At 70.6% G+C, this 20,493-nt stretch carries 13 protein-coding genes and 1 riboswitch; of the genes, 4 read left to right on the top strand and 9 right to left on the bottom strand.

Translation table 11 applies throughout. The features are described from left to right. Positions 1–24: 24 nt before the first annotated feature. Complete coding sequence (locus DSY14_RS11560; protein WP_211716508.1) at positions 25–1,761, top strand: PQQ-binding-like beta-propeller repeat protein; 1,737 nt, start codon at positions 25–27, stop codon at positions 1,759–1,761. Here DSY14_RS11560 and ligD read toward each other — a convergent pair. After that, entirely contained in the window at positions 1,758–2,684 is a 927-nt protein-coding gene (gene ligD, locus DSY14_RS11555; protein WP_211716507.1) for a non-homologous end-joining DNA ligase, read from the bottom strand. The two genes, DSY14_RS11560 and ligD, sit on opposite strands and share 4 nt — an antisense overlap. A 433-nt stretch (positions 2,685–3,117) precedes the next feature. On the opposite strand from ligD, the gene DSY14_RS11550 reads away from it, so the two are divergent. Next, positions 3,118–4,248 (top strand): PQQ-binding-like beta-propeller repeat protein, encoded by a 1,131-nt coding sequence (locus DSY14_RS11550; protein ID WP_211716506.1) that lies wholly within the window; start codon positions 3,118–3,120, stop codon positions 4,246–4,248. A 96-nt stretch (positions 4,249–4,344) separates the two neighbouring features. Here DSY14_RS11550 and DSY14_RS11545 read toward each other — a convergent pair whose 3' ends face one another. From DSY14_RS11545 to DSY14_RS11510, 8 genes are all read right to left on the bottom strand, one after another. Continuing rightward, positions 4,345–5,289: an electron transfer flavoprotein subunit alpha/FixB family protein gene (locus DSY14_RS11545; RefSeq protein ID WP_211716505.1), complete on the bottom strand. Its 945-nt coding sequence runs from the start codon at positions 5,287–5,289 to the stop codon at positions 4,345–4,347. 33 nt (positions 5,290–5,322) lie between these two features. Then, positions 5,323–6,102 (bottom strand): electron transfer flavoprotein subunit beta/FixA family protein, encoded by a 780-nt coding sequence (locus DSY14_RS11540; protein WP_211716504.1) that lies wholly within the window; start codon positions 6,100–6,102, stop codon positions 5,323–5,325. Between the two features lie 419 nt (positions 6,103–6,521). Beyond that, a complete protein-coding gene (locus DSY14_RS11535) occupies positions 6,522–8,831 on the bottom strand; it encodes a protein kinase (protein ID WP_249187711.1) in 2,310 nt (769 codons plus the stop codon). A gap of 391 nt (positions 8,832–9,222) precedes the next feature. Continuing rightward, a complete protein-coding gene (locus tag DSY14_RS11530; protein WP_211716503.1) occupies positions 9,223–10,023 on the bottom strand; it encodes an enoyl-CoA hydratase/isomerase family protein in 801 nt (266 codons plus the stop codon). Positions 10,024–10,068: 45 nt separating this feature from the next. Next, positions 10,069–10,851 carry an energy-coupling factor transporter transmembrane component T gene (locus DSY14_RS11525; RefSeq protein ID WP_211716502.1) on the bottom strand — a complete coding sequence of 261 codons (783 nt, stop codon included), beginning with the start codon at positions 10,849–10,851 and terminating at the stop codon, positions 10,069–10,071. Further along, complete coding sequence (locus DSY14_RS11520) at positions 10,848–12,380, bottom strand: ABC transporter ATP-binding protein (RefSeq protein WP_211716501.1); 1,533 nt, start codon at positions 12,378–12,380, stop codon at positions 10,848–10,850. The genes DSY14_RS11525 and DSY14_RS11520 overlap by 4 nt, the downstream gene beginning before the upstream one ends. 3 nt (positions 12,381–12,383) lie before the next feature. Beyond that, positions 12,384–13,022, bottom strand: coding sequence for an ECF transporter S component (locus DSY14_RS11515; protein WP_211716500.1), 639 nt, complete (start codon positions 13,020–13,022; stop codon positions 12,384–12,386). Positions 13,023–13,098: 76 nt separating this feature from the next. Then, positions 13,099–13,206: riboswitch (TPP riboswitch) on the bottom strand. A gap of 339 nt (positions 13,207–13,545) precedes the next feature. Continuing rightward, a complete protein-coding gene (locus tag DSY14_RS11510) occupies positions 13,546–15,771 on the bottom strand; it encodes a transglycosylase domain-containing protein (RefSeq protein ID WP_374224002.1) in 2,226 nt (741 codons plus the stop codon). Between the two features lie 738 nt (positions 15,772–16,509). Between DSY14_RS11510 and DSY14_RS11505 the strand changes: the two genes are divergently transcribed. Both DSY14_RS11505 and treS read left to right on the top strand, forming a co-directional pair. After that, the gene (locus DSY14_RS11505; protein WP_211716498.1) at positions 16,510–18,477 is read left to right on the top strand and encodes an alpha-1,4-glucan--maltose-1-phosphate maltosyltransferase; all 1,968 of its coding nucleotides are present in this window, start codon (positions 16,510–16,512) and stop codon (positions 18,475–18,477) included. 99 nt (positions 18,478–18,576) lie between these two features. After that, positions 18,577–20,493, top strand: a complete 1,917-nt coding sequence (gene treS, locus DSY14_RS11500) for a maltose alpha-D-glucosyltransferase (protein WP_211716497.1) — start codon at positions 18,577–18,579, stop codon at positions 20,491–20,493.

Here is a 20,493-nt window from a genome sequence, read left to right as displayed (position 1 = left end):
CCCCGTGCCCTCCCCCGAGGAACCATGACCGTCGAGACCCTCTCCCGCCACGTGTGGCTGCTTCTCCGTGCCCTGTCCGTGGTCACGCTGACCCTGGTGCTGTGGCAGCGCGCCCCGCTCCCCGCCCTGGCGCTGCCCCTGCTGCTCGTACCGACCCTGCACGCCCTGCGCGCTCCCGGCGACCCGCCCGGGCCACGTCGACACGTGAACCCGGTGTGGGTTTTCCTCGCCGACCTCGTCTCCGTCGCCGTTCTGTTCACCTCCACCACGCTCCTGTTCCGGGGGCTGCCCTGGCAGGTGCCCGCGGCCCTCGCGGCGGTGTGTCTGGGAGCGCTCGTCCTTCGGTGGCGGGCCACGGAGGACCCCACGCCGTACCCGTTGCCGCCGGCCGAACCCCGACGTCATCCGGCGACGGTGGTCCCGGCGGTCCTCATGACCCTGGCCATGTTCGCCGGACTGATCGCGACCGTGACCTGGCATCCGCTGCGCGAACACCTGGCCTGCACGGGTGCGACCTCCACTCCCGGACCCGCCGACTGGTGGAACACGACGCCGGCCTGGTCGTCCCTGCCCGAGGAGTACCCGGCGCCCGAGTGGCAGAGACTTCTGGACGACGAGGTCCCTCGCTCACTGCGGCACGTCGGCGCCTCGGTTCGGGCCCACACGTTGGTCACCGACGCCGGTGTCGTGGCCCTGTCGGCCGAGGACGGGACCGCCCTGTGGCACCTGGACGCCACGTACCTGGCCGGCGCCGTGGTCCACGGCGACGACCGCTCCTTCGACGAGGCACGTGTCGTCCACGCGGGTTCCACCGTTCTGGTCGAGTACGTCTATCCCCGCACCGGTCGGGATCGGGAGCGACCCGGTCCTCTCCTCATGGCCTTCGACGACCTCACCGGGGAGCAGGTGTGGTGCCGTTCGGGGATCCACGGTGTCCTCTCCGGACTCGACTCCACGGAGCGCTTCGTGGCGTGGGTGGGAGAGGAACCGACGCTGTTCGACGCCACGGACGGTTCGGTGGTCGCCTCGCTGGACGGCGGACCGGACACCCCGGTGGGCCCCGAGGTGGAGGACCCCCGCGCCGTGATCGACGATGGCCGGGTGCTGATGTGGGAGGGGACACGACTGACCACCTTCGCTCTGGAGACCGGTGCCGAACTGTTCACACTGGAGGACGTGGGCCCCGGGCGTCCCGAGAGCGGGCCCCGGACGATCACGTCCGTCATCGCCTCGGACGGGACGACCGTCGTCGGGTTCGACCGCGACCACCGGGGTCGTCCGCCGTCGGCACGCCACGCGTGGGAGTACGACGCCGAGGGGTACCTCGCCGCCTACGGCCCCGACGGCGACCTGCTGTGGGACTCGACCGGGGACGGGGTGGTGGAGGAGGGAGGTCCCCTCATCGGAGGCGAGCCGGCCCATGGTGAGCTCCCCGCGCGCACGGTCTTCGACGGCCACGTCCTGGTCCGGAACCCGCACAGCGACCGCCCGGCGTTCCACGGGGTGAGCCTGCGCGACGGCACGGTGACCTGGCGCCTGGAGGAGGAGGGCTCCCCGGCCTGTTCCGCCTCGGAGGGCACCGTTCTGGACGGGGGCCGGCTGTACCGACCGCACTCCCTGGTGACCTCGCGGGGATGCCCGAGCCTGGAGGACTCCCCCGTGGAACGGGTGTTCGGGGCCGGAGACGGCATGGTCACCTGGAGCCGGCACGAGGACGGTCGGCTGCTGTCCTCGCTGCGTGGGGCCGCGACCACTCCCTAACCCTCGTCGGTCGACCGGTCCTCACGCGGCCGGGGCACGACCCCGCCCTCGCCCCGATCCAGCAGGGACAGGGCCCGGCGGGGGGACCGGGCGTGCCTGCGCATCCCCGCGAAGGGGCACGCGTCGCGTTCCAGGTCGAGGGTGAAGTGTTGCGAGGAGGAGAGCCCGTCCAACTCCTCCCAGGCGATCGGGGTCGCGACCGGCGCCCCCGGCCGGGCGCGGACGGCGTAGGGCGCCACCGCGAGCTGACCCATGCCGTTGCGCAGGTAGTCGACGAACATGCGGCCGTGCCGGGCGGCCTTGCGCACCCGGGTGGTCCACTGCGCCGGCGCACGGGCCGCCACCCGGTCGGCGACCGCCTTGGCCAACCGTCTGACCTCGGTGTCGTCCACCTCGGGACGCAGGGGCGAGTGGACGTGCAGACCCCGGGAGCCGGTGGTCATCACGTAGGCGGTCAGACCCAGTTCGGTGAGCACCTCACGCACGCTCCAGGCGGCCTGCCGGCAGGTGTGGAAGGCGTCGGGCCCCTGGCCCACCGGGTCGAGGTCGAGGACCATGCGGTCGGGCAGACCCAGGCGAGGCGTGCGGGAGGACCAGGTGTGCAGGGTGATGGCGTCCTGGTCGGCGCACCACACCAGCGCGGCGGCCTCATGGCACTCCATCATGCGACCGGACGAGGTCCACACGGTGCGGATCCATCGCGGGTGCGCGGGGTGCTGGGCGAGGAAGCCGGAGTTCCCGACGCCCTCCGGGTAACGTTCCAGCGCGACGGGACGCCCCTTGACGAGCGGGAGCATGAGCGGGGCGATCCGGGCGTAGTAGTCGGCGAGGTCGGCCTTGGTGGCCCCGTCGGGACCGAACAGGGTCTTGTCGGCGTGCCTGACCTCGATCTTCCGGCGTCCCGCCCGCACCGTGGTTCGCATCCGCACCTGCCTCGCTCGGGGACGTCGTGCGCCGGATCTACCCGCACCCACCCCCCAAAAACCACACAGAACATTTCATATAGTGCAAATGACCTGCGCTTATCCGCCCAGACCTTCCCCTGACAGACCCCATGACGGGGTCGTACCGCCCGGCCCGCAACGACCGGGGCGAGGTCTGCGCCGGCTCCGAACCCCGAGAGCCGTGGATCCGGGACGACCGGGTGTCCGCGCCCACCCCCGCGACCCGCGTCGAGGGCAGGTCGCACGGTCGCGGCCCACGGGCCACCGGGCCCCGCACCCCGGTATCGCGCTCCCGGCCCACAGAGGTCGCGGCACGGCGACGGGCGGCGCGGCGTCCTGCGGGGGCTCGCGAAGTCGCGCCCGCCACCGGGCGGTAATTTGAGGATCCCGCCCCCTGCCCGGCAAGGACGTCATGCCCCAGCCTCCCGCACGCGCGCGCCGCTCCCGCACACCGGTCTGGGCGGCGGCCGCCCTGGGGTCCCTCCTCGTCCTCGCCCTGACCGTGCCCCTGTTCCTGTGGTTCTCCGGGTTCTCCTGCTCCGACGTGCGCACGCGTCCGGGCGCGGGCGGTGGGCACCACGACGCCGCGCCCGCGCCCGGTCCGGGCCATCCCTTCCTCGCACCCGGCGCCTGGGCCGTGGGCGACGACGCCCGTCTCGTCGGCGGTTTCGAGGACACCGTCACGCTGGTCTCCGACCACGGACCGACCGTGCGGGCGGCCGACGACGGCGGCCTGCTCTGGTGGGTCGACACCGGTGTCCGCGCCGCCACGGCCGCGCAGGCCGGGGCGACCGTGCTCATCGCCGCCGGTGACGTCCTGGCGGGGTTCGACGCCCGCACGGGTGACCGGTCCTGGTGCGTGCGGGGCTTCACCGACCCGGTGACGGACCCCGGCGCGGGCGACCGCCTCCTGGCCCGCGCCGACGACGCATGGCACCTGCTCGACGCCGCCGACGGCACGGTGATCGCGGTGCCGGGGCCCGACGCCGACGCGCACGTTCTGCTCTCCGAGGGGCGGGTGAGCGTGTGGGACGACACCGGTTTCACCGGGTACGACGCCGCCGGCGGGGAGCGACTCCACGAGGTGGCCGTGGAGGGGGTGCGGGACCTGGCCCACGTCGAGGAGGTGACCGTGCTCGACCTCGACGGGGAACTGGTGGCCTTCGACGCCGAGGGGGAACGTTCCTGGCGCGCACCGGACTTCGGTCTCGGCGGCTGCGACGTCCACGGCGCGGTCCGCGGCTTCGAGGGACTGTTCCTGGCCGTGGCGGACCCCGAGGGGGAACCCACGCCGGTCGCCCTCACCCGCACCCACGCCGCCGAGGTCTGGCGGGACGGACCCGAGGTGGACCTGTGCGGGGTCGGTCAGGGGGTCGTCGGCGATCGCCTCTTCCTGAGCACCGGGTCGGTGGTGGCTGCGGACGGCCCGGTCGCCCATCCCGAGCCGGACGAGGTGGATCTGCGCCTGGAGTTCGCCCCGAACGGCGTCCTCTCCGGCATGGGACCCACCCGCACCTTCCACCCCGCCCCGGAGGAGGGCTGACCGGGCGGAGCGGGCCGGACCCCACCCGTACACGAGCCGACGCCCGGTCGGGGTCTCCCCCGTCCGGGCGTCGGCTCGGAACCTCGGCGCATGGTCCTACTTGCGCTTGTCGATCTCCTCGGTCAGCTGCGGTGCGACCGTGTGCAGGTCGCCCACGACACCGAAGTCGGCCAGCTCGAAGATCGGGGCCTCGGGGTCCTTGTTGACCGCCACGATGTTCTTCGCGGTCTGCATGCCCGCCCGGTGCTGGATCGCGCCGGAGATGCCCAGAGCGATGTACAGGTTCGGGCTGACCGTCTTACCGGTCTGACCGACCTGGAACTGGTTCGGGTACCAGCCGGAGTCGACGACGGCGCGAGAGGCGCCGACGGCCGCACCGAGGGAGTCGGCCAACCGCTCGACGACGCCGAAGTCGTCGGAGCCCACACCACGGCCACCGGAGACCACGATCGCGGCCTCGGCCAGCTCGGGGCGCTCGCCCTTGGCCTGCTCGACGCGCTCGACGACCTTGGCGGTCTTCGCGGCGTCGGAGATGTCGACCGACACGGCCTCCTCGGCGGCGGCGCCGGTGGCGGCCTCCGGGGCGACGGAGTTCGGGCGGAGCGCGATGACCGGCACACCGGTCCGCACGCGGGCGTGGGTGACGGTGGCGCCACCGAAGATGCTGTGCTCGGCGACCAGTTCGGCGTCGACGTCGACGACGTCGGTGAGCACTCCGGAGCCCAGCTTCACGGCGGTACGACCGGCGATCTCCTTGTTCTCGGCGGTGGCCGAGACGAGGATGGCGGCGGCGCCCTTCTCCTGGGCGAGCTTGGTGAGCAGCTCGGCCTTGGGCGCGACGACGTAGTCGTTCACCTCGGCCGGAGCCACGTACACCTTCTCGGCGCCGAACTCGGCCAGGGTGGCCTTGCCCGACTCCGCACCGTCGCCGACCCAGACCGCGGCGGGCTCGCCGATGCGGCGCGCGGCGGTGAGCAGCTCGGTGGTGACCTTCTTGACCTGTCCGTCGACGTGGTCGACGAGGACGAGGACCTCAGCCATAATCCTTGAACCTTCCCTGAGTCTCTCGTCTACCTACACGAACTTCTTCTCGGCGAGGAAGTCGGCGGCCTTGGCTCCACCGTCGCCCTCGTCCTTGACGATCGTGCCCGCGGCGCGCGGCGGCGCGGCGGCGAAGTCGACGGTCTCGGTGGTGGCGTGGGCCAGACCGACCTTGCCGGCGTCGATGCCCGCGTCGGCCGCGGACTTCTTGTCGACCGGCTTCTTCTTCGCCTGCATGATCAGCTTGAAGGACGGGTAGCGGGGCTCGTTGATCTTCTCCACGACGGAGACGACCGCCGGAAGCCGCGCCTCGACCACGTCGTAGCCGTAGTCGGTCTGACGCTGGATCTTGATGGCCTCGCCGTCGACGTCGACCTTGCCCGCCAGCGTGAGCTGGGGCAGACCGAGGTACTCGGCGAGCGCGGCGCCGAGCACGCCGGTGCGCGCGTCGGTGGACTCCGAACCGAGGACGACCAGGTCGAACTCGATGGTGCCCAGGGCCTGCGCGAGCGCGTAGGCGGTCTGGATCGCGTCGGAGCCGTGCAGCGCCTCGTCGTTGACGAAGACGGCCTTGTCGGCACCCATGGACAGGGCCTTGCGGATCGAGTCCGTGGCCTGGTCCGGACCCATCGTCAGGATGGTGACCTCGCCGCCGTGCTTCTCCTTGAGGAGGAGGGCCTCCTCGATCGCGTACTCGCAGAGCTCGTTGATGACACCGTCGGACGCTGCGCGGTCCAGCGTCTTGTCATCGGCGTTGAGCTTACGTTCGGTCGCCGTGTCCGGGACCTGCTTGACCAAAACGACAATATTCATGGCCGGTGGCCGACCTCCCTGCACTCCCATGTCCGCCGTCTGGCGGGTGGGCGCTGGCGCGCCCCGTTATTGCCAACAATGCCGAATGCCGTTCGGCCATCCGACGGCGGGTCCGAAGTTCACGTCAACAGCGACCCGCTCATGTGCTCGTACACCAGATGTTACTGGCTAGTAGTTTCCAGGCCAACCCCCGACCCCGGAGTGCGACTTAGGATACCCTGACCAACCGCCGCCGGTCCGGGGTGGTTCCCCCCTCCGGAACAGCGCCTATCAGGGGCGACGGGCCGAGCGGGGGTGGCTTCTCCTCCCACTCTAGTGACCGGTACCACCGTCCGGTCGGGCGCATCACCGTCGAAGCGCGAGCGCCCCTTCTCCCCCGGGGGAGAAGGGGCGCTCGCACGGGACCGTGGGTACGCGACTCAGCCGAACCAGTCGGCCGGACCGGTGAGCGGCCCCATCGTCCAGATCGGGGCCGAGCCCAGACCGATGGACAGGATGAGCAGGGTCAGCAGGAGGATGCCGACGATCACGCCGATGTACAGGTACAGGTTGTGGAAGCGGATCCGCTCCACCAGCCACACCGCCTGGTGTCGGGCCTCGCGCCCGCTCGGCATGATGTAGCTGAGCAGGATCATCACGAACACCGCGAAGGCGCCCGTGTAGTTGGCCCCGTCGTTACCGGTGTCCATCAGCGTGGCGTAGACCATCCCGACCAGGATGCCCGCCACCAGGTACACCAGGCCGAACCCGACCGTGCGCAACACCATGCGCCCGAAGGCCCAGGGGAAACTGAGCGCCACCACCATGCTGTCGGAGTTGCGGCGCCCCCGCGTCTGCAGGCGTCGGGCGTGCTCGGCCTTGACCACGTCCAGTGCGCCCAGACCGGCGATGACGATGATGCCGAGGAAGATCCCGAACCAGGGGAACCACAGCGCCACGCCGGCCAGCGAGACCATGATCGGGATGAGCACCAGCGGGTGCATCCGCCAGGTCTCGTCGTAGTACTCGTCCTCGTCGTCGCCGTGCTCGTCCTCGGCGCGGTCCCCGCGGAAGTAGTCGCCCAGACGGTCGCCGTTGCCCCGCCGGAACCGGTCCAGCAGGCCGCCGCGCTCGTTGTAGTCGTCCTCGTCGAACTCCTGGGTGGTGTCCCGGCGGCCCTGGCGGCCGACCGGGGTCAGGATGTCCTCGAAGGCGCTGGGGTCCAGGGGCGAGTTGAAGAACTGGGTCTGAGGAGCCTCCGACGACTGCCGCTGCAGGTCGCTCTGGCCCATCATCATGGTGCCCTGCGGGTCCTCCCGGCGGGCCACCTCTCCCGGGTCGAAGCGCTGGGTGCCCTGGATGTCGTCGCCACCGGTCTGAATCTGGCGGGTGCTGTGCGGATCGTCGCCGGAGGAGGGCGAGAAGCGTTCGGTCCTGGGCGCGGCGCCCAGGTCGTCGGTGGCCTCGTCCGCGCCCCAGGAGGTGTGGCCGCTCAGGTCGTCGGTGGGCCCCTCGTCGTACCGACCGCCGGAGTGGGCGTGGTGGGTGTGACCCCCGCTCCCGGCACGGCCACCGCTCAGGTCGTCGGTCGCCTCGTCCGGGGCGCCCCACGGGGCACGACCGCCGAGATCGTCGGTCGCCTCGTCGTCGGCCCGGCCGACGGAGTGGGCGTGGCTCGTCTGCGGCGCGGACGGGCTGGACCAGGCACTGTCGGTGGTCATGGGGTGGTTACGCGTGTGCGGCGGCCCCCACCCCTCACCGGCGCTCTTACCGAGGAGGTATCCCGCGGCGCCCCCGGCGGCCGCGCCGCCCAGGACCGAGCCCATGCCACCGCCACCGGTGTCACCGGAGCCCGGCGTGTGCCCGCGGACCGTGTGCCCACCGGTCTGGTCGATCGCACCCATCTGCGGCTCTTGCCACGGAAGGTCCAGGTTGAGTCGGCCCGTCTCCACCATCAGCTGCGCGGCGGTCGGGCGCGACCGCATGTCCCGGGAGACCGCGCTGTTGACCAGGGGGCGCAGTGCCTCGTGCATCCCGTCCAGATCGATCTCACCGTTGAGGATGCGGAAGAAGATGACCTCGAACGAACCGGCGCCGTAGGGCGGCCGTCCGGTCGAGGCGAACGCCACCGTGCCGCCCCAGGCGTGCACGTCGGTGGCCGGGCCCAGGTCGGTGCCCTCGATGACCTCGGGCGACAGATAGCTGGGCGTGCCGACGAAGGTACCGGTCTGGGTGAGCTTGGCGCCGTCCACCGCGTGGGCGATGCCGAAGTCGATGACGATCGGTTCGCCGTTGGAGATGATCACGTTGCCGGGCTTGAGGTCGCGGTGGATCACGTCGACCGCGTGGATGTCCTTGATCGCCCGCGCCATGCCGGCGACGAAGCGGGTCAGAGCGCGGCCGCGCAGGGGCCCGTGGTCGGTGACCGTGGCGTCCAGCGTGGGTCCGGGGATGTACTCGGTGACCACCCAGGGCAGTTCGGCCTGGGTGTCCGCGTCGATGACCTCGGCGACGTTGGGACTCTGCACGCGGCGCATCGTCTCGACCTCGCGGGCGAGCCGGGCGCGTGCGATGTGGTCGCCGGCGACCTCCGGCTTGAGGACCTTCACCGCGACGAACCGGTCGGTCCGGGGATCCTCGGCCTGGTACACCACGCCCATACCGCCGGCACCGATGCGACGACGGATCACGTAGTGGCCGATGCGCTCCGGCAGCTCCTCACCCGTGGGGAAACCTGCCGACATTGCCATCGAGAACTCATCCCCTCAAAAGACCGCATACCACCACGTCCAGCTTATCGGCCGGGGGGTCGGGTCACCATTGGCTTGTGCGGCCCGCGCGGGGCCCGTGTGGTCTGTCGGTTCCGTCGGAGGGCGGGCACGGATCGCGCCCCGGGGACTCCGGGCGGACCGTCCATCGTGGGACGACCATTGACGAGTATGACGGAAAAACAGTGTGCACGGTTCCCCCACCCTCGCCCCGTACGGCCGGATGCGGACGACCACCCCCGATCCCCCGTCACCGCCGAGGCGAGCGAAGGACCATTGTCGGCGCAAAACGATACAAAAGGAAGAGCGGGCGCGGGACGGGGCGCCGGCTGGGCGTTCCGGCGCACCCCGCCCCGACCAGTGTCGACGCGCCTCAGCGACCGCTGAAGGTCGCCTTCCCCGGACCCTCCTCGACGAAGCTGCGCATGCCCGCCTTCTGGTCCTCGGTGGAGAAGAGACCCGAGAAGTGAAGTCGCTCGATCTCCAGCCCGGTGTCGAGGTCGGTCTCCAGCCCCCGATCGATGGCCTCCTTCGCCGCGGCGAGCGCCACGGCCGGACCATCGGCGTAGGCGGCGACGAGGGCGACCGCGGCCGAGTACACCTCCTCGTCGGCGACGACCCGGTCCACGAGGCCGATCCTCTCGGCCTCCTCCGCGCGTACCTGCCGACCGGTGAACACCAGGTCCTTCGCCTTGGCGGGGCCCACCAGGCGAGGCAGACGCTGGGTACCGCCGGCGCCCGGGATGACGCCGAGCAGGATCTCGGGCTGACCGAGTCGGGCCTTCACACCCGCGACCCGGAAGTCGGCGCACAGCGCCAACTCGCAACCGCCGCCGAGCGCGTACCCACTGATCGCCGCCACGACGGGCTTGGGGATGCGAGCCACGGCGGTCAGGGCGTTCTGCAGAGCACGCGAGTACTCCAGCATCGCCGCGTGGGTGAGCTCGGCCATCTCCTTGATGTCGGCCCCCGCCACGAAGGCGCGCTCACCCCCGTACAGCACCACGGCGCGCACGGAGTCGTCCACCGACACCCGGGCTGCCGCCTCGGCGATCTCCTCGGTGACCCGCCCGTTCAGCGCGTTCAGCGCCTTCGGTCGGTCGATGCGGATCACGGCGACCGCGGGATTCTCCGGGTCGCTCTCCACGCGAACGAACTCGCCCACGTTGTCCACCTCTTCGTTTCGACGTCAGTGTCGCTTGTCACCTAACCACCCGGGTCAGGAGAAGAGCAGCACCAGGGTCCCCAGCCGGGCCGAGAGCGCGTAGGCACCGGCCAGGAGCAGCACGGTCGCCACGAGCAGGAGGGTGTCGGCGGCGCGCCAGCGGCTGACGCGGGCGTGACTGCGCGGTCCGGTGCCGAAGCCCCGCGCGTCCATGGCGGTGGCCAGCAGGGTTCCCGTCCGTACCGAGCGCACCAACAGGGCGAAGATCCGGCCGAAGAACAGGCGCACCACCCGCACCGGGTCATAGCCGGCCTCCAGCCCACGGGCCCGTCGCGCGAGGGTGATGGTGCGCCACTGGTCGGCCAGCAACGGGATGAGACGCAGGGCCGCGAGGACGCCCATGGCGGGGCGCTCGGGCACTTTGAGGCGCTGCACGAGCCCGTCGGCCATCTCGGTGGGGTCGCTGGTCAGCGCGGCGAGCAGGCCGGGCAGGGCGATCGCCAACAGGCGCACGGCCACCCCGATGGCGCCCTCCAGTCCCTGCTCGCCGTACAGGTAGTTGACCGCGGCGCTGGACAGACCCATGAGCAGGAAGGGGCCGGAGAGGAGGATCAGGGTGCGGCGGTCCACCCCGCTGAACGGCACGCACACCAGCACGACGGCCAGCACGATCCCACCGGTGACGGCGTCCACGGCGGGCACCAGACCGATACCGATGATCAGAGCGGCGATGAGTTTGGCCGCCGGGTTGAGCGCGGTGAGCCGGTGGCGGGTGTCGGTGGTGTCCAGGGTGAGCAGGTCGCCCGCACCGGCCGCGCCTCGATCGTGGGTGCTCACACGTCCTCCTTGTGCGGGCTCGCGGTCAGGACACGACCGTCCGCCACGTGCACGCGCACGTCCGTCAGATGGCGCAGGAGCAACCGGTCGTGGGTGGCCATCGTGACGGCCCGACCCTGGGCGCGCAGGTCGCCCAGGAGCTCCACCAGCTCGCTCCAGGTGCGGGTGTCCTGCCCGAAAGTGGGTTCGTCCAGGGCCAGGACGTCGGGGGCGTGCGCCGGACCGGAACTGAGCGCGGTGGCCACGGACAGACGGCGCTTCTCACCGCCGGAGAGGGTGTACGGATGCACGTCGGCCAGCGTGTTCAGGCGCAGACGTTCCATGAGTTCGCCCACCCAGGCGTCGGTCTCGGCCGCGCCCAGCCCGGCCCGGTGCGGGGCGAAGCGCAGCTCGTCGCGCACGGTGGACGTGACGAACTGGTCCTCGGCGTGCTGGAACACGGTGCCCACGTGCCGGGCCAACCGTCGGGCGGGCCACCGCACCAGGGGACGCCGGTCCGTCGCGACCAGCGGCCCCCGTGGCACCACCCGACCGCGGTGGGGCTTGGCCAGTCCCGCCAAGAGCATGAGCAGCGTGGACTTGCCGGCCCCGTTGGGCCCGGTGAGGGCGGTCGCCTCCCCCGCGCTCACGACGAGGTCCACGTCCTCCAGAACGACGCGCGGCTCGGCGGCGCGCACGCCCGGCGAGAAGGGGGTGCGCGCCACGACGCCCTCCGCGGCCAGCCGGGGCGACCCACCGGGCGCCGGGGCCGGGTCCGGTTCGGGTTCCTCACCGGGGACCCACACTCCCTGGTCGGCCAGGGCACGACCGTGGGTGGAGAACACCGCCGTCGGCGGACCGTCCGCGATCACACCGCCACCGGGCGCGAGCACCACCACCCGATCCACCAGGTCCACGACGTCGGCGACCCGGTGCTCCACGAGAACGAGCGTCGCCTCGGTCTCGGAGAGCAGACGGGTCAACAGGTCCCGGACCAGGGCGGCGCCGGCCGGGTCGAGGTTGGCGGTGGGTTCGTCCAACAGCAGCAGCCGGGGGCGCATCGCCAACGCGCCGGCGACGACCAGTCGCTGTTTCTCACCACCGGACAGGGCGCCGGTGGGATGCCCGAGACCGTAGGGGAAACCCACCGCGTCCAGGGCGTTCTCCACCCTGGGCCGGATCTCCTCCCGCGGCACGCCCAGGTTCTCCGGCCCGAACGCCACGTCGTCGCCGGCGCGCGCCATCACGACCTGGGTCTCGGGGTCCTGGCTCACGAGTCCGACCCCTCCACGACCGCGCGAGGCGGGTCGTCCGTCGACCCGGAGCACGCCCTCCTCGTCACCGCTGATCGCGCCGGAGGCACCGGTGAGCCCGGCCAGGGAGTGCAGCAGTGTGGACTTGCCCGCGCCGGAGGCCCCCAGCAGCAGGACCCGTTCGCCCGGCTCGATGACGAGGTCGACGCCGCGCAGCGCGTGGGTGGCGCGGCCCGCGTGCTTCCATCCCCAACCGGAGAGTTCCACACGCGCGCCGCGCGCGTTCGGGACGGCCACGGATCAGCCCCTGGCCGACGGGAAGGGGGTGAGCGCGCCGGCCCTGGCCAGGGCGGAGGTGAGCAGGCGTCCGCCCACACCCGCGATGAGCGCGCCGCTGACCAGGATGCACGCACCGTAGACGAGCTGGTGGGTCAGGGGCCAGGTGGGGTAGTAGACGACGACGTCACGCACGGCGGGGGACAACCCGGCGGCCATGCCGGCCAGGACGGCCACGCCCATGCCCCACCGGCGGTAGAGGAAGAGCAGAAAGACCAGTTCGGGGAGCAGACCCTGCAGCGCGCCCTCCATGACCACGGTGACCCCCCACTGGGAGCCCAGCAGGGCCGAGACCGAGGCGGCCGTGATGGAGGTGAGCACGGCCGCGCCCGGCAGGCGGACGATGAGCCCGCCGAGGACGCCCGGAAGCAGCCACACACCGTAGATGAGGGCCTGGGCGGGTGGGAAGAGCACGAACAACGGCCCGGTGACCGTCCAGACGATGCCCCAGAGCCAGAACACCACGCCCACCGCGACGCCGATGACGGCGGCGACGACGATGTCCACGGTGCGCCAGTTCCGGAGTTCGCGGAGCCGGTCGCCGATGCGGGTCGGGAACCCGCGCGCCCCTCCGGCGCTCGGAGGTTCGGTGTCGGTACCCATACGTCAGTGGTCCCTTCGTCGAGGTGACGAGGGGGAATGCGGCCAAGAGCGCCACGCGCGCCGTCGAGCGTCGCGGTGACGGGTTCTCACGACTTCCTTCGCCGGCATGACCCGGATCAGGTGTGTAAGGGTCTGCGGCCCCGGGCCGCACTCTCAGCGCTCACGCGCTCCCCTGTCGGTTCGTCTCCATTATGCGCCAACAAGGACGAGCCTGGGATGTTTCCTCCCGGGTTATCCCCGCCATCCTTGGCCGGACCGGCGCGGGGACCGTCGCGCGCACCATGATCTCCGGGCCCTCGCGCTCCGCCCCGGCCGGTGTCGGGAACGCGTGCGCGCACGCCGGCGGCCCGAGGCGGACACGGCGCGACGCCTTCTGCGGGCGTTCCGGCTCCGACGCCCCGAGGGCGCACCGACCAGGCGCCGATCCCCACCTCGCGGTGCCGCTCGGTGGCGCCGCTCGGCCCGGCTCCACGGCGCCCCGGGGCGAGGCGGGGCCCGCCGGCCCTCGCCCCTCCGGCAACCGCTAGGTCCCGGAGTCGGAATCCGTGTCCGAGTCGGAATCCGTGTCCGAGTCGGAGTCCGAATCGGAGTCTGAATCCGAGTCGGAGTCGTCGGACCCGGGCGGCTCGGCCTTCGGATCGCCGAAGGCACCGGGCGACTCCGCGAAGCTCTCGGAGGGCAGGTCGGCGGTGGCGCCGCGCATGCTCTCCTGCCAGATGGGACCGGGCAGGGTGCCCCCGTAGACGGTGCCGTAGTAGCGCCCCCCGATGGTCACGCCCTGGAGCGGGTACTGCTCACCGCCCCGCACGTCACCCACGACCACCGCCGAGGCGAGGTTCGGCGTGTGGCCGGCGAACCACGCGTAGGCGGCGTTGTCGGTGGTGCCGGTCTTGCCGGCGACAGGTCGGCCGATGTCCAGACCGTTGGCGGTCCCGCCGTCGAAGGTCTGCTGGAGCAGGTGGTTGACGCCGTCGGCGGTCCGCTGCTCGATGACCTGTTCGCAGTCCGACTCGGTAGTGACCCGTTCGTCGGTGTCCTCGTCGGTGATGGCGCGGACCGGGCGCGGCTCACAGCGCACGCCGCGGGCGGCGAAGGTCGCATAGGAGTTGGCCACGTTGAGCGGCGAGACCTCCTGGTCGCCGAGGGTGAAGGAGCTCCACACGCCCAGATCGCCACCGTCGGCGCGGTGCACCCCGGCCTTTACGGCCATCTCGGAGGTGTCGCACAGCCCGACCCGTCTCTGCAACTGCGCGAAGTAGGTGTTCACCGAGCCCTTGGTCCCGCTGATCATGTTGTGCTCGCCGTCGTCGCTCTCCCCGGCGTTGCGCACGCTCCACGAGGACATGGAGGCGCCGTCGCAGTTGGACATGCTGCCGACCGACATGGTCTTGGGCGAGTCGAAATCGGTGTCGTACCCCAGGCCCTCGTCGAGGGCGGCGGCCAGAGTGAACGCCTTGAAGGTCGAGCCGGCCTGATAACCGCCGGATCCACCGTCGGCCTGGTCCACGGCCAGGTTGATCGAGGTGGTGCCGACCGCCTCGTCGTCGAAGCCGTAGCGCAGGTTCTGGGCCAGGGCGCGCACCCGGCCGGAACCGGGCTCGATCATGGCCTGGGCGGAGAACTTCGTGGAGTCCGTGTGCGGGACCCGCTCGTCGATGGCGGCCTCGGCAGCGTCCTGCGCCGCGCGGTCCAGGCCGGTCTGGACGGTGAGTCCGCCCTGGGAGATGCGCTGTTCGCGCTCTTCGGGGGTATCACCCAGCAGTTCGGACTCGGCGAGCCAGCGCATCACGTAGTCGCAGTAGAACGGGTAGTCGCTCTCGGCACAGCTGCCGCCGCGCGGGCCGGGGTCCACACCCAGGTCCTTCTCCTTGTGCTCGGCGGCCTGCTCCGGGTCGAGGACTCCGGTGTCGACCATTCGGTCCAGAACGAGGTCGCGACGCTCCTGGGCCTGGTCCGGGTTGTTGATGGGGTCGTAGAGCGAAGGCGCGCGGACCAGACCGGCGAGCGTGGCGGCCTGCCCGGGGTCCAGGTCGGCGGCGGACGTCGAGAAGTACCGCTGGGCGGCGACCTCCACGCCGTGCGCGCCGGCCCCGAAGTAGGACAGGTTGAGGTAGCCCTCGATGATCTCGTCCTTGCTGTAGCGGTCCTCGATGTCGATGGCGTAGCGCAGTTCGGTGAGCTTGCGGCCGAGCGTCCGGGCGCTCGCCTCCTCGACCTCCTCCTCGGTTTCGGCGGATTCGATGAGGAGGTTCTTGACGTACTGCTGGGTGATGGTGGAACCGCCCTGCATGTCACCCTGCGCGGTGCGGGCGGCGGCGCGCAGGACACCGCGCAGGTCGAGGCCGTTGTGCTCGTAGAAACGGTCGTCTTCGACCGCCATCAGGGCCGACGGGAGCCAGGGGCTCATCTCGTCGAGGGGGACCACGTCGCGCTCGCGCTCGGCGACCTCGGCGAAGGACTCACCGTCATCGTCGGTGAGCAGGACTCGGGACGACAGGTTCGGGACGTCGAGGTCGCCCGGCAGGGCCATGAAGCCGGCGGCGGCGTCCCGGGCCACGAGGCCGGTGCTGCCGACCCAGGGCAGGACCAGCGCCGCGCAGAGCAACCCGGCGATGGCGCTGAGGCCCGACAGGCGCAGGAGCGCCTCGCGCCGGTCCTGCGCGGGGTCCCCCTCCAACCTCGCGGCTCCATCCCTGAACAGGGCTCGGGCCCGCTCCCCGAACCGACCACTCCGGTTGGACTCCGTCACGTCGCCCCCTCGACCGTGCACCGCCCACCGTGAGGTGATGGGCACTCCGTCGACCACCCTCGCAGGGACCACGCAAAGAGAACTGCGCCATATCGGGCGTGTCATCGAAAAGATTACTCAATCCCTGGCAAAGCCACACGAACCACCACAGGTCGACCAGAGCAGTCTCTTCACTAGAAACCGTTCGGCATTCCTCTCGACATCAAGACGAGACACACAACAAAGTCGAATGTGATCTTGTCGCTTCGACCGAAGGTGTGACAAGTGATTCCCAAGGGGCGCAACGGACACATGGGGATGTCCGGAATAGAGTCGCCCGCGCTCGGCGTGCATTCGGTCATCCCTACCCATCTCGGAGCCACCGACAACATGCGGTAAGAATTTTCGGATTTTTACTGAAGAGACATCTGAAATCGACCATGGAGACCCCCGCATCCCCTAGGGCGACTTGCCTGCTTTGCGATGTTTTGCAGGGTGAAACCCGGCGAATACCCGGCCCATACCGACGGGGCGAGTGTGACGAGAATCACAGAAATTATCCGGCCTCGACACTCTGCCAAACCCCATGAGAGGGCTGACCATAGACAGCGCAGGGCACCGAAGCCGCAATCCGGACAGTTTCTGATCCCGTACTTCGTTAACTCCGTCTTGCGTTGGATGACATTCCGATGATTTCTGCACGTGAGTCAGTACGTGCTGCCCTATAACGCCCGAACCACGACAATTACGGTGTAGCCAGTGATCGGACGCCTGCCCATCCTCGATATCTCTCCAGACAACGATCTCGGCCCGGTGAAAGCCGTGCCCGGAGAACGCTTCACCGTCGAAGCGACCGTGATTCGCGAGGGCCACGACTCCCTCGCCGCGGGCGTCGTCGTGCACTCCCCCACGGGACGCCGCCAGGGCCTCGTTCCCCTGCGCGAGCGGGCACCGGGGACCGACCGCTACGAGGCGGAGATCAGCCTGCCCTCCGAGGGCCGGTGGTCCTTCTCCGTCGAGTCCTGGAGCGACCCCTTCAGCACCTGGCTCCACGTCGCCCGCGTGAAGCTCCCCCTCGACTCCGACACCGATCTGGTCCTGGAGGAGGGCGCCCGCCTGCTCGCCCGGGCGGGCCGTCGGACCCCGCGCGACCCGGCGCTGACCGTGGCCGCCGGCGTCCTGCGCGACACCTCCCTGCCGCCCCTGGCACGTTTCGAGACCGCCGTCACGGACGAGGTCCTCGCCGCCATGGAACAGAACCCGATCCGCGAACTCGTCACCCGATCCCGGCGGATCAAGGTCGCCGTGCACCGCGAGCGCGCCCTGTTCGGCTCCTGGTACGAGTTCTTCCCGCGTTCGGAGGGCGCCCAGGTCGACAGGGCGCCCGGCCGGGAGCTGTCCGGCACCTTCGCCACCGCCGCCAAGCGACTACCCGCCATCGCCGACATGGGCTTCGACGTGGTGTACCTGCCGCCCATCCACCCGGTCGGCGTCGCGCACCGCAAGGGACGCGACAACACCCTGAGCCCCGCGCCCGGTGATCCCGGTTCGGTGTGGGCCATCGGGTCGGCCGACGGGGGGCACGACGCCGTCCACCCGGATCTGGGCACCCTCGCCGACTTCGACGCCTTCGTCGCCGAGGCCTCCACCCACGGCCTGGAGATCGCCCTGGACCTGGCCCTCCAGTGCTCCCCCGACCACCCCTGGGTCACCGAGCACCCGGAGTGGTTCACGACGCGCGCCGACGGCACCATCGCCTACGCCGAGAACCCGCCGAAGAAGTACCAGGACATCTACCCGCTCTGCTTCGACCACGACTTCGAGGGTCTGTACGCGGAGATCCTGCGCGTGGTGCGCCACTGGATGGACCACGGGGTGCGGATCTTCCGCGTGGACAACCCGCACACCAAGCCGGTCGTGTTCTGGGAGCGTCTGCTCGCCGACGTCGCCGCCACCGACCCCGACGTGCTCTTCCTGGCCGAGGCCTTCACCCGCCCCGCGATGATGCGCGCCCTGGCCAAGGTCGGCTTCCACCAGTCCTACACCTACTTCACCTGGCGCAACGGCAAGGACGAGCTCACCGAGTACCTCACCGAGCTCAGCCGGGAGACCGCGCACTACCTGCGGCCCAACTTCTTCGCCAACACCCCCGACATCCTCAACGCCTACCTCCAGCACGGTGGTCGGCCCGCGTTCGAGGCGCGCGCGGTCCTGGCCGCGACGCTCTCGCCCACCTGGGGGATCTACTCCGGCTTCGAACTGTGCGAGAACACCCCCGCCGCGCCCGGCAGCGAGGAGTACCTGCACTCGGAGAAGTACGAGTACCGCCCGCGCGACTGGGCCGGGGCCGCCGCCTCCGGCGCGACCATCGCCCCGCTCATCACCCGGCTCAACGAGCTGCGCCGGGCCCACCCGTCCCTGCGCGAGCTGCGCAACCTGCGGTTCCACCACGTGGACCGGCCGGAGATCGTCTGCTTCTCCAAGCACCGACCCGGCGCGCCCGGTGAACCCGACGACGCCGTCATCGTCGTCGTCAACCTGGACCCGCACCACGCCCACGAGGCCACGGTGCGCCTCGACCTGCCGTCGATCGGCCGCATGTGGGAGGAGGACCTCAAGGTGACCGACGAGCTGACCGGCCGTTCCTACACCTGGCGAGCGGACAACTACGTCCGGCTCGACCCGGCGAACGGAACCGCACACGTGTTCACCATCAGCGGCAGATAGCGGGACGGGGACCCGGGGGGCGACGGTCCAGGCACCACCACCCTCCCGACCCCGAACGCCCGTTGATCCGATGTCGAACATTTTGGGTGGGAGCAGTAAATGAGCAACGACGAGTCCGGGCCCGGGTTCACCGAGCACGCCGAACACGGCCCGCTCGCGCCGGCCACCGGGGCCGCCACCGGTCCGCTCATGTCCTCGGGTGGTACCAGTGACCCTCACTGGTTCAAGCACGCCGTCTTCTACGAGGTACTCGCACGGGGGTTCTTCGACTCCAACGGCGACGGCACCGGCGACCTCGCCGGGCTGGTGCAGAAACTGGACTACCTCCAGTGGCTCGGCATCGACTGCGTCTGGCTGCTGCCGATGTACGAGTCCCCGCTGCGCGACGGCGGATACGACATCTCGGACTACTTCAAGATCCTTCCCGAGTTCGGCAACACCGCCGACTTCGTGCGACTCCTCGACGAGGCGCACCGACGCGGCATCCGGGTCATCACCGACCTGGTCATGAACCACACCAGCGACCAGCACCCGTGGTTCCAGGCCTCGCGCGAGGATCCGGACGGACCCTACGGCGACTTCTACGTGTGGTCGGACACCGACGACCGCTACGACGAGGCGCGCATCATCTTCGTCGACACCGAGACCTCGAACTGGACCTACGACGAGGTTCGCGGCCAGTACTACTGGCACCGGTTCTTCTCCCACCAGCCGGACCTGAACTTCGAGAACCCCGCGGTCCAAGAGGCGATCCTGGAGGTCCTGCGCTACTGGCTGGACCTGGGCATCGACGGGTTCCGACTGGACGCCGTGCCGTACCTGTACGAGCGCGAGGGCACCAACTGCGAGAACCTCAAGGAGACGCACGAGTTCCTCAAGCGGGTCCGCGCCGAGGTGGACCGCCTCTACCCGGACCGGGTGCTGCTGAGCGAGGCCAACCAGTGGCCGTCGGAGGTCGTCGACTACTTCGGCGACTTCGAGTCCGGCGGCGACGAGTGCCACATGAACTTCCACTTCCCGTTGATGCCGCGGATGTTCATGGCGGTCCGACAGGAACAGCGCTTCCCGATCTCGGAGATCCTCGCCCAGACCCCGGAGATCCCCCGCAACTGTCAGTGGGCGATCTTCCTGCGCAACCACGACGAGCTGACCCTGGAGATGGTCACCGACGAGGAGCGCGACTACATGTACTCCGAGTACGCCAAGGAACCCCGCATGCGCGCGAACGTGGGGATCCGACGGCGGCTCGCGCCCCTGTTGGACAACGACCGCAACCAGATCGAGCTGTTCACCGCGCTGCTGCTCTCCCTGCCGGGTTCCCCGGTGCTGTACTACGGCGACGAGATCGGCATGGGCGACAACATCTGGCTGGGCGACCGCGACGCCGTGCGCACCCCGATGCAGTGGAACGCCGACCGCAACGCGGGGTTCTCCCGCGGCGACCCCGCCCGTCTGTACCTGCCGTTGATCCTCGACCCGGTCTACGGCTACCAGGCCCTCAACGTCGAGTCCCAGCGGGAGAACCCCGGGTCGCTGCTGAACTGGACGCGCAGGATGATCCAGATCCGCAAACGGCACCCCGTGTTCGGCACCGGGGAGTTCACCGAGCTCAACGCCACCAACCCGAGCGTGTTGGCGTTCATCCGTGAGCACGGCGACGACCGCATGCTCTGCGTCAACAACCTGTCCAGGTTCCCCCAGCCCGTGGAGCTGGACCTGTCACGCTACGCCGGGGTCGGCCCGGTGGAGTGCGTGGGCGGCGTCCGGTTCCCGGAGATCGGTGAGCTGCCGTATCTGCTCACCCTCCCCGGTCACGGCTTCTACTGGTTCCAGCTGCCGGCGGACCCCACGTCCGCGACCGAGCCCGAGGCTCGCGAGGGCGTGCCCTCGTACGGGCTCCCGGCGGCGGGGCTGAGCACACCGGACACCTTCGACACCGGCCACCGCGCCACAGTCACCCACCGGCCCGCCGGAGCGGGCCACGGCGGGGGCGGGAAGGAAACCAGGCCTCTCTGA

This window comes from Nocardiopsis sp. MG754419 (genome assembly GCF_018207095.1).
Taxonomy (GTDB): domain Bacteria; phylum Actinomycetota; class Actinomycetes; order Streptosporangiales; family Streptosporangiaceae; genus Nocardiopsis.
This window is presented reverse-complemented; position numbering and strand designations above follow the sequence as displayed.

Bases quoted from the DNA above. Each gene is read 5' to 3' on its own strand.
- DSY14_RS11560 (WP_211716508.1), top strand. From the start codon at position 25: ATGACCGTCGAGACCCTCTCCCGCCACGTGTGGCTGCTTCTCCGTGCC.
- ligD (WP_211716507.1), bottom strand. From the start codon at position 2,684: ATGCGAACCACGGTGCGGGCGGGACGCCGGAAGATCGAGGTCAGGCAC.
- DSY14_RS11550 (WP_211716506.1), top strand. From the start codon at position 3,118: ATGCCCCAGCCTCCCGCACGCGCGCGCCGCTCCCGCACACCGGTCTGG.
- DSY14_RS11545 (WP_211716505.1), bottom strand. From the start codon at position 5,289: ATGGCTGAGGTCCTCGTCCTCGTCGACCACGTCGACGGACAGGTCAAG.
- DSY14_RS11540 (WP_211716504.1), bottom strand. From the start codon at position 6,102: ATGAATATTGTCGTTTTGGTCAAGCAGGTCCCGGACACGGCGACCGAA.
- DSY14_RS11535 (WP_249187711.1), bottom strand. From the start codon at position 8,831: ATGGCAATGTCGGCAGGTTTCCCCACGGGTGAGGAGCTGCCGGAGCGC.
- DSY14_RS11515 (WP_211716500.1), bottom strand. From the start codon at position 13,022: ATGGGTACCGACACCGAACCTCCGAGCGCCGGAGGGGCGCGCGGGTTC.
- treS (WP_211716497.1), top strand. From the start codon at position 18,577: ATGAGCAACGACGAGTCCGGGCCCGGGTTCACCGAGCACGCCGAACAC.